Annotated in this window: 14 protein-coding genes; 9 read left to right on the top strand and 5 right to left on the bottom strand. The window is 36.7% G+C overall.

The features are described 5' to 3' along the window. Positions 1–434: 434 nt before the first annotated feature. The 5 genes from DET63_RS26745 (at position 435) to pepA (ending at position 5057) form a co-directional block, all read left to right on the top strand. Positions 435–1643: an NAD(P)/FAD-dependent oxidoreductase gene (locus tag DET63_RS26745; RefSeq protein ID WP_002067919.1), complete on the top strand. Its 1209-nt coding sequence runs from the start codon at positions 435–437 to the stop codon at positions 1641–1643. Between the two features lie 119 nt (positions 1644–1762). Beyond that, entirely contained in the window at positions 1763–2269 is a 507-nt protein-coding gene (locus tag DET63_RS26740) for an NUDIX hydrolase (RefSeq protein WP_002015875.1), read from the top strand. Further along, positions 2266–2583, top strand: coding sequence for a YuiB family protein (locus tag DET63_RS26735; protein ID WP_002089308.1), 318 nt, complete (start codon positions 2266–2268; stop codon positions 2581–2583). The genes DET63_RS26740 and DET63_RS26735 overlap by 4 nt, the downstream gene beginning before the upstream one ends. An 86-nt stretch (positions 2584–2669) precedes the next feature. Beyond that, positions 2670–3296 carry a 3D domain-containing protein gene (locus DET63_RS26730; RefSeq protein WP_002143595.1) on the top strand — a complete coding sequence of 209 codons (627 nt, stop codon included), beginning with the start codon at positions 2670–2672 and terminating at the stop codon, positions 3294–3296. Positions 3297–3572: 276 nt separating this feature from the next. Further along, on the top strand, positions 3573–5057 hold the full coding sequence (gene pepA / locus DET63_RS26725; RefSeq protein ID WP_113938361.1) for a cytosol aminopeptidase: 1485 nt from the start codon (positions 3573–3575) through the stop codon (positions 5055–5057). Between the two features lie 189 nt (positions 5058–5246). On the opposite strand, the gene cdaS is transcribed toward pepA, so the two are convergent. Beyond that, on the bottom strand, positions 5247–5852 hold the full coding sequence (gene cdaS, locus DET63_RS26720) for a sporulation-specific diadenylate cyclase CdaS (protein WP_002067925.1): 606 nt from the start codon (positions 5850–5852) through the stop codon (positions 5247–5249). A gap of 143 nt (positions 5853–5995) precedes the next feature. Here cdaS and DET63_RS26715 point away from each other — a divergent pair, with 143 nt between their 5' ends. Then, complete coding sequence (locus tag DET63_RS26715) at positions 5996–7720, top strand: phospho-sugar mutase (protein ID WP_113938360.1); 1725 nt, start codon at positions 5996–5998, stop codon at positions 7718–7720. A gap of 152 nt (positions 7721–7872) precedes the next feature. Continuing rightward, positions 7873–8760, top strand: coding sequence for a UTP--glucose-1-phosphate uridylyltransferase GalU (gene galU / locus DET63_RS26710; protein WP_002015869.1), 888 nt, complete (start codon positions 7873–7875; stop codon positions 8758–8760). Between the two features lie 45 nt (positions 8761–8805). On the opposite strand, the gene DET63_RS26705 is transcribed toward galU, so the two are convergent. Then, complete coding sequence (locus DET63_RS26705; RefSeq protein ID WP_002015867.1) at positions 8806–9399, bottom strand: biotin transporter BioY; 594 nt, start codon at positions 9397–9399, stop codon at positions 8806–8808. 50 nt (positions 9400–9449) lie between these two features. Continuing rightward, a complete protein-coding gene (locus DET63_RS26700) occupies positions 9450–10193 on the bottom strand; it encodes a DUF3298 and DUF4163 domain-containing protein (RefSeq protein WP_002089296.1) in 744 nt (247 codons plus the stop codon). Positions 10194–10289: 96 nt separating this feature from the next. Here DET63_RS26700 and DET63_RS26695 point away from each other — a divergent pair, with 96 nt between their 5' ends. After that, positions 10290–10673 carry a hotdog fold thioesterase gene (locus tag DET63_RS26695; RefSeq protein WP_113938359.1) on the top strand — a complete coding sequence of 128 codons (384 nt, stop codon included), beginning with the start codon at positions 10290–10292 and terminating at the stop codon, positions 10671–10673. A gap of 38 nt (positions 10674–10711) precedes the next feature. On the opposite strand, the gene DET63_RS26690 is transcribed toward DET63_RS26695, so the two are convergent. Together DET63_RS26690 and DET63_RS26685 are read right to left on the bottom strand one after the other, a co-directional pair. Then, positions 10712–12088, bottom strand: a complete 1377-nt coding sequence (locus DET63_RS26690) for a glycine--tRNA ligase (protein WP_113938358.1) — start codon at positions 12086–12088, stop codon at positions 10712–10714. A gap of 345 nt (positions 12089–12433) precedes the next feature. Next, positions 12434–13147 (bottom strand): DNA alkylation repair protein, encoded by a 714-nt coding sequence (locus DET63_RS26685; RefSeq protein ID WP_113938357.1) that lies wholly within the window; start codon positions 13145–13147, stop codon positions 12434–12436. 118 nt (positions 13148–13265) lie between these two features. On the opposite strand from DET63_RS26685, the gene DET63_RS26680 reads away from it, so the two are divergent. Further along, positions 13266–13733 (top strand): hypothetical protein, encoded by a 468-nt coding sequence (locus DET63_RS26680; protein WP_113938356.1) that lies wholly within the window; start codon positions 13266–13268, stop codon positions 13731–13733. Positions 13734–14303 lie beyond the last annotated feature (570 nt).

Below are 14303 nucleotides of genomic sequence, written 5' to 3'. Positions count from 1 at the left end.
AATATTGATTTCATATATTGTTCATATGTACATGAAAATCCTGCAAATGATGACACTTTCAAATAAATGATAGCATATTTCAGTTAATAATACTTCTGGAAACGACTGAATAATAAGTAAGTTTTCGCATAGATGTTTTAGAATTGTATAAAATATAGCGAAAGGAAAATACATGAAAAAAAGGCTGAAAAACCCTTGAAAACGCTATGTTATTTTAAAATATTGATAATTCTCTAGGTGCTTGAATTATGGAATGAAACCGACTAATATAGGGAAGTATTATGTTAAATTTCTATGACAAATTTCGTACGATTTTTTGACTGCGTTTTGTTATGATATAGAATGTGATAAATTCCACATTCTTGACAAATAGATTTTTTAGTACTTGGTATTATTTTTTATTACTATTATATAAAGAAAAGGGTTGTGATTTAGTGAAGACTCCAAAAATCGTAGTTTTAGGTGCAGGTTATGGCGGGATGATTACGACTGTTCGTCTGCAAAAAACATTATCTGTAAGTGAAGCTGAAATTACGTTAGTAAACAACAACAGCTATCACTACCAAGCAACTTGGTTACATGAGAGTGCAGCTGGTACATTACAAGATGATAAAATCTGTCTAGATATTCAAGACGTTATCGATACAAATAAAGTGAACTTTGTACAAGATACAGTAGTAGAGATTAAAGCTGCTGAAAAACGTATTATCTTAAAAGATGGTGAATTAGAGTATGATTACTTAGTAATCGGTCTTGGTTTCGAATCAGAAACGTTCGGAATTAAAGGATTAAAAGAGCATGCATTCTCAATCACTAACATTAATGCAACTCGTCAAATTCGTGAGCATATGGAAGAAAAATTCGCTCAATATGCGACTGAAAAACGTGATGAGTTAGTAACAATCGTTGTTGGTGGCGCTGGATTTACTGGTATCGAGTACGTAGGTGAGCTTGCAAACCGTATTCCTGAACTTTGCAAAGAGTATGATGTTCCACGTGAAAAAGCACGTATCATCTGTGTAGAAGCTGCTCCAACAGCACTTCCTGGTTTCGATCCAGCATTAGTAGAGTACGCTGTAAAACAACTCGAGAAAAAAGGTGTAGAATTCCGCATCGGTACAGCAATTAAGGAAGCAACTGAAGAAGGTATTATCGTTGCCAACGGTGATGATGCTGAACTTCTTAAATCTGAAACTGTAGTTTGGGCTGCAGGTGTTCGTGGTAATGGTATTGTGGAAGAGTCTGGATTTGAAGCAATGCGCGGACGTATTAAAGTGGATGAGTACATGCACGCTCCAGGTCATGAAGATGTATTCATGGTTGGTGATGCAGCGTTAATCATCAACGAAGAAATTAACCGTCCATACCCACCAACAGCACAGATTGCAATTCAAGAAGGTTATAATATTGCACACAATTTAACTGTGTTAGTTCGCGGCAAAGGTGAAATGAAAAAGTTCGCATTTGATAATAAAGGATCTGTATGTTCATTAGGTCATGACGATGCAATGGGCGTTGTTATGGGCAAAAAGTTAACAGGTTGGAAAGCTTCATTCATGAAGAAAGTAATTGACAACCGTTACTTATTCTTACTAGGCGGACCTTTATTAGTTCTTAAAAAAGGTAAATTGAAGTTCTTTTAATATATAGTAGAAAAAGCAGAAACGGCTATGAGCTGTTTCTGCTTTTTTCGTATTGAAAATATAGTATAATAAACAAAAAGAAAGAATATTCTGTTCGTTTTGATGGAGGAGGTTACATCATGGGGAAGCGAGGGAAAGTGTGGTTAGCTGTCAGTGGCTTAGTAGCTACAGAAGATGGGAGATGGCTATTCGTTAAGAAAAAATACGGTGGATTGAAAGGGCAATGGTCTTTACCTGCTGGTTTTGTTAATGAAGGCGAGACTGTTGATGAAGCTGTGAAACGTGAAATATTGGAAGAGACAGGCATTGTTGCTCATGTAAAGGGGATCATTGGTATTCGCTCAGGTGTTATTCATAATGAAATTAGTGATAATATGATTATTTTTCTTCTAGAGCCAGAGGGAGAAGACGTTATCGTACAGGAGAAAGAATTGTCGGAAGTAGCTTTTTTACATCCGGAAAATATTGCAGATGATCAAAATACTTCTGTACTCATCAAATATTTATTAGAAGGAAGAGCAGAGTCGCATTTTGAAATGGACAAAACATTAAATCCAGGAGAGCAATTTGGTTATACGGCTTATCATGTGTTTACGGCGTATGCGAAGGAGAGGGAGAAGAAGTGAGTATACCGGTACTACTTATTTCAATGATGTTGTTCTTTATTTTATTTTTTGGAATTGGATTTTTACTCAACATGATTTTGCGAGCTACGTGGGTAATGGTTATTGTATATCCAATTATTTGTATGCTTATTATTAATAAAGCGAGTGTATGGGACTATTTTTCAAAGCCAAAAGAAACATTTTCTTCATTTGGGACAAGTGTATCGCATTTAGGACACGCAGATGTGTTTATTCTATCTACTGGATTAGTAGGTGCTGCTTTAGCAGGAATCATAATTAAAAAACTTCGAAAAAGTGGATATCAAATGTTTTAATCTCCAATCAATTTGGAGATTATTTTTTTGCATATTCCTTCATCGTATAGGGAATGATTAACGATGAAGGAGTGTGGAATATAAAAATGTTAAAACGATATTGTATTCGCATTATGATGACTTGTTTACTTGCATTCGCATTATGCGTAACATGGCAGGCTTTCACAGGAGTTTCTTTATTAGAGATTATAAGATCATATGAAGGAACAAGTGTAAAAGAAGTACATGCAGCAGAAATTGAGAAAAAAGTTGCTCCGAGTAAAGAAGTGATAAATGCTTTAGAACAGGCAAATGACTGGTCTAAATATCGTGTTATAGAAATGACTGCAACTGGTTATACATCAGGTATAGAGTCAACTGGAAAGAGGCCGGGGCATCCAGAGTATGGCATTACATATTCAGGTGTTAAAGCAAAAAGGGATTTATATTCCACAATCGCTGCCGATTTACGCGTATTCCCGCTTGGGACAATTCTATTCGTGCCAGGTTACGGATATGGTGTTGTAGCTGATAAGGGCGGTGCTATAAAAGGAAATCGTCTCGATTTATATTATGATACGGTGAAAGATGTTTATAGCCAATGGGGTAAGAAAAAAGTAAATGTGTATATAGTGAAAATAGGAAATGGCAAGTTCTCGGAAGAAGAGTTAACGATGTTAAATCAAGACGAAACGATGCAAGTGTTTCGTGGACAATATTTAAAACAAAGATAGTCTAGTGGCAATAACGCTAGACTTTTTTCTTGTCTTATTTCACCATAGAAGATATTGGAGATAGCATCTTTATCCTGCTATTTGCGGCCGGTAAAACTCCCATCTCAAAATTCAGCTGGGGCAAAGAAGTTAGGGGGGAGCCCTGCTGCCCATAAACGCCCGATTGGTGCGGGCTGATTAAAGTTTCACTTTATATGAAATAACAGAATTTAGAATTGTCGCATTTTATCGAAAATAAAGTTATAATGGACGTAGAGAAATTTAGGGGGTCTGAACATGTTTCGAGTACAAAAAGAATTAGTAAGTCATGAAGTGGTAATTGTTGCCTTATTTGAAGAAGATAAAACGAGTAGCTTTGTACAAGAACTGGATAAAGCGTTTGAAGGACAATTACAAGTTTTATTAGAAGAAAAAGAACTTTCAACTAAGAAGAAAGCCATTTCAAAAGTACACAGCTTAGGAAAAACAAATGTTAAACGTTATTATTTTGTTGGTTTAGGTAAGAAAGAGTCATATACAACGGAAACGTTACGTGCTGCTCTTGGTAAGGCGTTTAAAGCGTTACAAGCAGCAAAAGTACAAGATGCAGCAATCTTGCTTGATTCTTTCGTAACAGAGAAATTAGATGCGATTGATGTAGCTCATATTGCAGCAGAAGTACAAGGTCTTGGTACATATGAGTTACAAACGTATAAATCAGATAAAAAGGATCGTGTGGAACTAGAGAAGTTCACGGCTATTACAGCGGAAGATGCACAAGAAATTGAAGCTGCATTAACAGTTGGCTACGTACATGGACGTGCAACAAATTCAGCTCGTACACTTGTAAATATGCCGCCAAACGTATTAACAGCGACAAAGCTTGCTGAGTATGCAGTTGAATTAGCAGAAAAATACGATATGGATTATAAGGTTCTTGAGAAAGAAGAGATGGAAGAGCTTGGTATGGGTGCATTACTTGCAGTAAACCAAGGATCTACTGAACCGCCAAAAATGATCGCTCTTATTTATAAAGGAAAAGAAGAGTGGAAAGATGTAATTGGATTTGTTGGAAAAGGGATTACATATGATACAGGCGGTTATTCTTTAAAACCACGTGAAGGCATGGTTGGTATGAAAGGTGATATGGGCGGCGCTGCAGCTGTTCTTGGCGCGATGGAGATCATCGGTGAACTTCGCCCCGAGCAAAATGTAATTGCTGTTATTCCATCAACTGACAACGTTGTAAGTGGTACAGCATTTAAGCCAGATGATGTTATTACATCTATGAGCGGAAAAACAATTGAAGTATTAAATACAGATGCAGAAGGTCGCCTAGCGTTAGCTGACGGTATTACGTATGCGAAGAAACTTGGCGCAAATTACTTAGTTGATGTTGCAACATTAACAGGCGGTGTAATTGTTGCACTTGGAAATCATACAACAGGCGCGATGACAAATAATGAAGAATTGTTTGAACAAGTGTTAGAGGCTTCTATGGAAACGGATGAGCCAATTTGGCAATTGCCGATTTTTGAACGTGATAAAGAACGTGTCAAAAACAGTAAATTTGCTGATTTAAATAACTCACCAGGCCGTGAAGGACATGCGGTTATGGCTGGGACATTCATTGGTGAATTTGCAGAAGAAACACCATGGGTACACTTGGACATCGCTGGAACATCTGAAACATCAGGAGCACATGATTTAGGACCATCTGGAGCAACAGGTGCAATGGTGCGTACACTTGCAACACTTGTTGAGCGTTTCGGAGAAGAATAATTTTTGAAGAAAAGGCTGTCTCAAATTTTTGGGATAGCCTTTTCTTATTGATATGGTATGACTATTGTAAGTTTTTGTCGGTAAGTCGATACTCCTTGTCGAAACGTCGATATATTTGGAGTTACGGTTCATATAATTTCATTTACTATTTTACCGTTTCAAAAAGTGCTACATAGTGAAAGATTCGTCCTATAAAGAAATCGTATATAACGTCCCGCCTAAAGCGAATGAAGTACGCCCTGTTTCCTCAGAGACAACTAATATAAGTGCATCAATTTTCTCGGATAAGCCAATTGCAGCCCTATGACGTGTTCCTAGCTCAGGATTGATTTCCATGCTTTTTGTTAATGGGAGAATATTAGCTGCTGAGACAATATGATTATTTTTAATGAGAACGGCTCCGTCATGAAGAGGGTTCCCTGGATAAAAAATCGATTCAAGTAGTGGCGCGGTTAAGTGTGCGTTTAATGTCGTTCCAGTTTGAATGAAAGAATCAAGAGCGTCACTTCGTTCCACAATAATAAGAGCACCGTGTTTTCGAGCGCTTAAATGTTGGACAGCTGTAGTGATGAAATGTGAGCTTTCCGTATAAGGTGATAAATATGCTTGAATATAATATGTAGCTGCTAACGTCTGTACATTTGTTAACATATGATGAATATCTTCCATTTTACATAAAATACATTCATCTTCTTTATCGATTGCATGCTTCATGTTTGATAATTCTTTTTCAGCAATTTCAATCATCTGCTTTGTTTTTATTTTGAGCTCTTCTGACAAGCCCCATTCTTGCATAATCCTCATTCCCTTTGGTGGAGTATTTAACCATAGTGTATACAAATATTTATAGTAAAATCCTGCTAGATTTTAAAAAATATTGAGATTCAGGTTGTTTTTTTCATATAATGAAGGTACGACAGGCGAGAGGAGATGGAAGTATGAATTGGAAACAAGAATTTAGTCGCTGGCTTTCATATGCAGAATTAGACGCAGAATTAAAAGAACAGCTAGAAAACATGAAGCAAGATGAGAAGAAAATCGAGGATAGCTTTTATAAAAATCTAGAGTTCGGCACAGGTGGTATGCGTGGTGAACTTGGTGCTGGTACGAACCGTTTAAATGTATATACAGTTCGTAAAGCAACAAAAGGATTGGCTATGTTTATTGAAAACTTAGGTGAAGAAGCGAAAAAACGCGGTGTTGTTGTCGCGTATGATTCTCGTCATAAATCACCTGAATTCGCAATGGAAGTAGCTGCTACTCTTGGTGCACACGGTATTACAACATATGTATTTGAAAGCTTACGTCCAACACCAGTGCTTTCTTTCGCAGTTCGTCATTTACATACAGCAAGTGGAATCGTTCTTACGGCAAGCCATAATCCGCCTGAATATAATGGTTATAAAGTATATGGTGACGATGGTGGACAATTGCCTCCAAAAGAAGCTGATGAGTTAATTAGCTACGTAAATGCAGTAGAGAATGAATTAACAGTTGAAGTTGCTGATGTTGAGCAATTAAAAGCTGACGGTTTATTACATATAATTGGACAAGAAGTAGATGATGCTTATGCAGCAGAATTGAACAATGTCATTATTAATAAAGAGATGGTGAAAGAAGTAGGAAAAGATTTAAAAATCGTCTTTACACCATTGCATGGAACATCAAATATTTCGGTACGCCGTGGTTTAGAAGAAGTTGGATTTACAGATGTAACAGTTGTAAAAGAGCAAGAGTTACCAGATCCAAACTTCTCTACAGTAAAATCACCAAACCCAGAAGAGCATGCAGCGTTTGAGTATGCAATTCGCGACGGTGAAAAAGTAGGCGCAGACGTGTTAATCGCAACAGATCCTGATGCAGACCGTCTAGGTGTAGCAGTTCGCAATCACGATGGTGAGTTCCAAGTATTAACTGGTAACCAAACAGGTGCGTTAATGCTTGATTACTTATTATCACAAAAGAAGGAAAACGGAACGCTTCCAGAAAACGGTGTTGTTTTAAAAACAATCGTAACGTCTGAAATTGGCCGTACAATCGCAAAAGCATACGGTTTAGATACAGTTGATACGTTAACTGGATTTAAATTTATCGGCGAAAAAATTAAACAGTATGAAGAAAGCGGACAATATGAATTCCAATTCGGTTATGAGGAAAGCTACGGTTATTTAATCCGTTCATTCTGCCGTGATAAAGATGCGGTGCAATCCGTCCTATTTGCATGTGAAGTAGCTGCATACTACAAATCACAAGGTAAAACGTTATACGATGGTCTGCTAGAAGTATTTAAGAAGTATGGGTTCTTCCGTGAGGACCTTGTATCGTTAACGTTAAAAGGAAAAGATGGTGCCGAACAGATTCAAAAGATGATGGCAACATTCCGTGAGAATCCTCCGAAAGAAGTAGCGGGTTTAACAGTCGTTGCAGTTGAGGATTATAAAGAAAGCATCATTACAACGTTACAAGATGGAAATAAGGAAGAGATTCACTTACCGAAATCAAATGTGTTAAAATATCAATTAGAAGATGGTTCTTGGTTCTGCTTACGTCCATCTGGAACAGAGCCGAAAATTAAATTCTACTTTGGTGTACAAGATGATTCTTTACAAAATAGTGAACAAAAGTTACTTACTATTAAAGAAGATATTATGAATCGTTTATAATAGAATAGAATGCTACTGATAGGAAAAGAGGAGAACGGAGAACGGCCTCCTCTTTTCTTGTAGTTTTGTTTGATGTAGAGGATTATTACGAGCGAGTGTTATAAATTTGCACTTTACTAAGAGAATTAGAATGAAAAGCGAGGGTATTTGTCATGAAAAAAGTGAGAAAAGCAATTATCCCGGCAGCGGGATTAGGAACACGCTTTTTACCAGCAACGAAAGCAATGCCAAAAGAAATGCTTCCAATTGTAGATAAACCAACAATTCAATACATCGTAGAAGAAGCAGTAAAATCAGGCATCGAAGATATTATTATCGTTACTGGTAAAGGAAAGCGCTCTATCGAAGATCATTTTGATAACGCATTTGAATTAGAGCAAAACTTATTAGAGAAGAAAAAGTATGAGTTACTTGAAAAAGTACAAGCTTCTTCTAAAATGGTAGATATCCATTACATTCGACAAAAAGAACCAAAAGGATTAGGACATGCTGTTTGGTGCGCACGTAAATTCATTGGTGATGAGCCGTTTGCAGTATTATTAGGCGATGATATCGTTCAAGCTGAAAAACCATGTTTACGTCAATTAATGGACGAGTATGACAAAACACTTTCTTCTGTTATTGGTGTACAAACTGTTCCTGAAGCAGAAACACATCGCTACGGAATTATTGATCCGTTAGAGCAAGAGGGACGTCGTTATCAAGTTCGTAAATTCGTTGAAAAACCAGCGCAAGGTACTGCGCCTTCAAACTTAGCGATTATGGGACGTTACATTTTAACTCCTGAAATCTTTATGTTCTTGGAACAGCAACAAGTTGGAGCGGGTGGCGAAATTCAGTTAACGGATGCTATTCAAAGCTTAAATGAAATTCAACGTGTATTTGCATATGATTTTGAAGGAAAGCGTTATGACGTTGGTGAAAAATTAGGATTCGTTCAAACGACAATTGAAATGGCATTGCAGCACCCAGAATTACGTGATGATATGCTAGTAATGATGAAGAAAGTTTTAGACGAGCAAATGAAGCAAGAGTCTTAATATAATAAACAAGGAGCTGTTCCTATAGGAACAGCTCCTTGTTTATTATGAAATCGTCGAATGAGAATGCTGATAAGCGGAACGACGTACAGCATAGTATATGCGAGGTGCGATAATAGCGCCGATAATTGTAAACGCAATATCCTTTACTGCGAACCACATCATAATCATCCAGGCAGCTTTATAACTCATATTACCACCCATGAAAATATTGACTGCCCCGTACATATAAGTAGTACCGATAATATACGTTAAAATGATTCCGACGAAAGAAGAAATTGCAAAGGTGCTGAATGTTGGTCGTTCTTTTTGTTCTACTAGTTTTCCTGATACGTAAGCAACGATAATAAATGCGATAATAAAACCACCAGTAGGATCTAAAAGTGCTCCAAATCCAGCTTTGAAGTTAGCGAAGATTGGCGCACCTGCTACTCCAACAAGCATGTAAACAGTCATTGATAATGCCCCAAGTCTACTCCCAAGAAGAAGACCTGCTAAAATTGCGAAAAATGGTTGCATAGATAATGGAATGCCCGCTATTTGTAAGAATGGTGCCCACGATACAATATTTGCACCAATAGCCATAAGAGCGACGAACATGGCAGCTAATGCTAAATCTAAAACATGAAGCTTCTTCATAATGTTAACCTCCAGTTGTGATTAGGTTAACATTATCGTAGCGAAAATATTTACTTGTTGTCAATCAAAATATTTTGATAAGAAGGCTTTAAATAGTCTCTAAGCAATGTGTATGGAATACGAAACTGCGGAATTCCGCTTGAATAAGGAGCAATTTCATATAAAGGGAAATAAATCACAAGATTATCCGGTTCTAAAAAGTAGTGAAACTTTTTAGTGCTCGTTACTTTTTCGACTGCATCAGGAAAATAAATGCTTTCATTTTGTTTAATTTGTCTTACAATCTCTGTGCGAATTATTTCTTTATATTTATCCTCTTGTTGAAATAAATCGTCTAAGTGTAATAATTTTTTTTCGTTTAAATCAAATGTATTTGCCTTCCACGTATACAGTCCGTGCGCTCCGCCTGTATATTGATAGTAATTCACATATAGACTTAGGAAAGGTGGTTTGTTTAAAGCTACTTTATAGTCAACATTTGCAACGTATGGATGAAAAGGTGTGCTAGATCCTTCTGTTTCTTCATAATATTTCTTCGCTTCTTTTTCTAATTTACTTTTAAATTTAGTAGTAGAGTTTTTGTAATAGGAATTCAGCTTATTTTGAAATTTCGAATCAGAAAAGTTGTGAAAGGAAGGCCTATTAATTTGATATTCTATATAAGGTTTCTTACCTTTTTGCGTTACAGTCTTAACATTGATTGTCAGGTTGGATGCTTTGGCTGCTATTGCACAATTTGGTACAATAGTCAGCAAGGAGAACATAAGCAATAGTATACAAAATTTCTGTTTCATTTAGGTGAAACCTCCTTATATAAGTGTTATAGGTAGTTTGAAATTAAACAGGTAAAATTATACATTTGATCTAAAGGGAGAGAGGTTGAAAACAATATGTCAAAAACTTTAATGGATTCGCTTGGAATTGAGTTGTTAGAAATGACAGAGGATAAAGTAGTTGCTACAATGCCTGTTGATGAACGCACGCATCAGCCGTTTGGATTTTTACATGGCGGTGCATCCCTTGCATTAGCAGAAACTGTGGCAAGTGTTGGTTCATACAATTTAATTGATCAAGAAAAATGTATTTGTTTCGGATTAGAAATTAATGCAAATCATATTCGCTCAAAGAAAGATGGAATTGTAACAGCAATTGGAACACCGATACATAGAGGACAATCGACAATGGTTTGGGATATTCGCATCATTGATGAAAATGATGATTTACTATGCATATCAAGATGTACAGTAGCAATTAAAGAAAAACGTGAAAAATAGAAAAGAGGCAGCTCTGATGAGCTGCCTCTTTTTTATAATTAGAACTGGATTTTCTTCTCTAAGAAACCTTTTAGTTCGCTAATTGGCATACGAACTTGTTCCATTGTGTCACGGTCACGTACTGTAACAGCTTTGTCTTCAACAGAGTCGAAGTCGTATGTGATACAGAATGGAGTACCGATTTCGTCTTGACGACGGTAACGTTTACCGATAGAACCAGTTTCATCAAAGTCTACCATGAAGTCTTGAGCTAGTTCTGCGAATACTTCAGTAGCACCTTCAGATAGCTTTTTAGATAATGGTAAGATAGCTGCTTTATATGGTGCTAAAGCAGGGTGGAAACGAAGAACTGTACGAGAATCGTTTTCTAATTGCTCTTCTTCATATGCATCACATAAGAATGCTAATGTTACACGGTCTGCACCTAGAGATGGCTCGATGCAGTAAGGTACGTAACGCTCATTCGTTTGTGGATCGATATAGTTAAAGTCTTCGTTAGAGTGTTCCATATGACGTTTTAAATCGAAATCTGTACGAGATGCAACGCCCCATAGTTCGCCCCAACCGAATGGGAATCTGAATTCAATATCAGTTGTCGCGTTACTATAGTGAGATAATTCGTCTTCACCGTGGTCACGAAGACGCATGCTTTCTTCAGTCATACCAAGTGAAAGTAGCCAGTTTTTACAAGTTTCACGCCAGAATGCGAACCACTCTAAATCTTCACCAGGCTTACAGAAGAATTCAAGTTCCATTTGTTCGAATTCACGTGTACGGAATGTGAAGTTACCAGGTGTGATTTCGTTACGGAAACTTTTACCGATTTGGCCGATACCAAATGGAAGTTTCTTACGCATAGAGCGTTGTACGTTTTTAAAGTTTACGAAAATACCTTGTGCTGTTTCAGGACGAAGGAAGATTTCGTTTGTGCTAGACTCTGTAACACCTTGGAATGTTTTGAACATTAAGTTGAACTGACGGATTTCCGTGAATTCTTGGCTACCGCAATCTGGGCATTTTACTTCATGTTCTTTCATTAAGTCAGCCATTTGGTCGAAAGTAAGACCGTCAACGACCATTTCGATACCTTTTGCGTCTAATGCATCTTCAATTAATTTGTCAGCACGGTGACGAGCTTTACATTTTTTACAGTCGATCATTGGATCATTAAAGTTACCAACGTGACCAGAAGCGATCCAAGTTTTTGGGTTCATTAAAATAGCAGCATCTAAACCAACGTTGTGTGGAGATTCTTGAATGAATTTTTTCCACCAAGCTTTTTTGACGTTATTTTTTAATTCGATTCCAAGTGGACCGTAATCCCATGTGTTTGCAAGACCACCGTAAATTTCAGAACCAGGGAAAACGAAACCGCGATGTTTCGCTAAGTTTACAACTTGTTCCATTGAATACATAATAAAATCCTCCTTTTGAAAGTTAACGTATTTGCGATGACGTGATGGGTACTTTGGAAACGAGCAATATATGCTTTAAAAAACATAAAAAAACGCTCATCCCAAGGCTTAATCGCCTAGGGACGAGCGTTTGCCCGCGGTTCCACCCTAGTTGATACACAAAATGTGCATCCACTTTATCACGTATTGCTCGAGACTGCCGTTTCCTCGCAGCTTCAGGCTTTCACTATCCCTGAATCGCTTTTTATGCAAGTACTTATAAGTCCGTCATCGCTACTTATATTAATAATAATGAACATATTTTAACACGTTCTTTTTTAAATCTCAATAGAGGAACGTGCCCATCTAGGATAGAGTCTCGCCTATTTTTTCGTTATTTATTCCGTAATTTTGCTTAATGTGCTTAATTGCTTCGCGTTTACTTAATGGAGCGAGTTCGTTGTTTTGAACGTATTCCCATACTACATCTGGTTTCGTTTTTGCATATTCGCGAAGGACCCAGCCAATTGCTTTTTGAATGAAAAATTCTTTTGAGGAATGTAGTTGACCGATAATCCAGAAAAGGAGTTCTTCATCCATTTTTTGTTTATATTTTAGCTGGAATAAAATAGCGGCACGTTGTAACCATATGTTTTCTGATGCAATCCACTTTGGAATATATGCGGAAATTAATTCTGGATGTTTTAAAAAGATAGCACCTAAAAATGTAGGGACGATGCTATCAACAGAATCCCACCAAGATTTTGTGACAATAAGTTCTTCTAAAAATGGGATGTGAGTTTCATTTATGTGTTTTTTATATTTTTGCATAATATCGAGTGCGGCAGCTTGAAATTCACGTTCTGGTAGGTCCCAAAGTTCACGCACGATAATTTGGAAGTCCTTTTTATCTGGGAGAGTATGTATTTGAATGATGTCTTTCAATAACTGTCTTCTCTCAGGAGTTTGAATACCGAGAAACGGGAAGTGATTTTTCATATAACGTGCCATCGGTTCTGCTTTTTCGGGATTTTGATGAGCTGTAAAATGCTCTTGTAATGCCTTTACAAATGGATGCATAGGTATGTGCTCCTCTCTCATTATCTTTCTCTTCTTATTATACAAAGAGTTTGGTTAAATTTTAAAACATAACTTGCACTGTAATGAAATATGTTGAGAAGAGAGAGGAGAGGATAAGATGGAAGATCAAGGCGTACTAGCAGGTTTCTTTGCTCTTAGTTTTGCGTTTATTCTTGTTATAATAATTTGGGCAATTATTTCGTATTTGTTAACGGCTGTTGCACTTTATACGATGGCGAAAAATGATGGTGCAACTGATGGTGTTCTTGCTTTTATTCCGTTTATAAATAGTAAGATATGGGGTGATTTAGCGAAAGATAAATTACCAGATTTCTTGAAAGAAGAAGCAGGGTGGAAAGTATTTGGCATATATGTTGGATGCTTCATCTTTAATTTCGTACCAATTCTATATATATTAGCAACAGCTGTATCACTTGTACTGTCTATTTATCTTATCTATGCTATTTTGGATAGATACGGAACGAATTCCATACTATTTACGATCATTCATACAATCACGTTTTCGGTTTTCTTGCCGATTCATTTGTTCATTATTCGGAATGAGCCGGTGAGGTATAACGAGTAGATATATGCGGGGAGCTGTTCCAAAGATGTTTTGGAACGGTTCTTTGTTGGGTAATCGATATTTCGTTGGCCAACAAAAAAGGGTTTTTGTTAAAAATATAAAAAATAAGAAAAAGTAACATTTTAATCTTCATTTTACCAAATTAAATATATTAAAATATATTTATAATATTTTCTTGTGATAAAGTAAAATCATGCAAATTCAATGAATCTGAAAGATATAGTGCAGCTGTTGCGTATTCTAATACTTACCCAAGGGGTACAATTTATTACAGTGGTGGTTCTTTCACTATTAATCCTTAAATGAACTAGGAGTGATGAAAGTGATTTATGGACAAGTTAATCCTACAGTCATTAATCCTATATGGGTTGTTGGTTCTATAGTTCTGGTTATAGCGTTATTTTTTGCCATTAGAAGTTTGATTCGATTTTTAAAGAAATAAAGAACTGTTCTAAACTCTAAAAGAGTCCAATTGTGATATTATCCCCTTTAGGTAGACAGTGTAAAAAGACCATGTACATACATGGATGTTACACTATTACTTGGAGGGGATTTTTCATGACTAAGAAA

The sequence above is a fragment of the Bacillus sp. DB-2 genome, assembly GCF_003315125.1.
Classification (GTDB): Bacteria; Bacillota; Bacilli; order Bacillales; family Bacillaceae_G; genus Bacillus_A; species Bacillus_A mycoides.
This window is presented reverse-complemented; position numbering and strand designations above follow the sequence as displayed.

Bases quoted from the DNA above. Each gene is read 5' to 3' on its own strand.
- DET63_RS26685 (WP_113938357.1), bottom strand. From the start codon at position 13,147: ATGCATCCATTTGTAAAGGCATTACAAGAGCATTTTACAGCTCATCAA.
- DET63_RS26695 (WP_113938359.1), top strand. From the start codon at position 10,290: ATGTCAAAAACTTTAATGGATTCGCTTGGAATTGAGTTGTTAGAAATG.
- DET63_RS26730 (WP_002143595.1), top strand. From the start codon at position 2,670: ATGTTAAAACGATATTGTATTCGCATTATGATGACTTGTTTACTTGCA.
- galU (WP_002015869.1), top strand. From the start codon at position 7,873: ATGAAAAAAGTGAGAAAAGCAATTATCCCGGCAGCGGGATTAGGAACA.
- DET63_RS26700 (WP_002089296.1), bottom strand. From the start codon at position 10,193: ATGAAACAGAAATTTTGTATACTATTGCTTATGTTCTCCTTGCTGACT.
- DET63_RS26715 (WP_113938360.1), top strand. From the start codon at position 5,996: ATGAATTGGAAACAAGAATTTAGTCGCTGGCTTTCATATGCAGAATTA.
- DET63_RS26705 (WP_002015867.1), bottom strand. From the start codon at position 9,399: ATGAAGAAGCTTCATGTTTTAGATTTAGCATTAGCTGCCATGTTCGTC.
- DET63_RS26690 (WP_113938358.1), bottom strand. From the start codon at position 12,088: ATGTATTCAATGGAACAAGTTGTAAACTTAGCGAAACATCGCGGTTTC.
- DET63_RS26680 (WP_113938356.1), top strand. From the start codon at position 13,266: ATGGAAGATCAAGGCGTACTAGCAGGTTTCTTTGCTCTTAGTTTTGCG.
- pepA (WP_113938361.1), top strand. From the start codon at position 3,573: ATGTTTCGAGTACAAAAAGAATTAGTAAGTCATGAAGTGGTAATTGTT.
- DET63_RS26740 (WP_002015875.1), top strand. From the start codon at position 1,763: ATGGGGAAGCGAGGGAAAGTGTGGTTAGCTGTCAGTGGCTTAGTAGCT.
- cdaS (WP_002067925.1), bottom strand. From the start codon at position 5,852: ATGCAAGAATGGGGCTTGTCAGAAGAGCTCAAAATAAAAACAAAGCAG.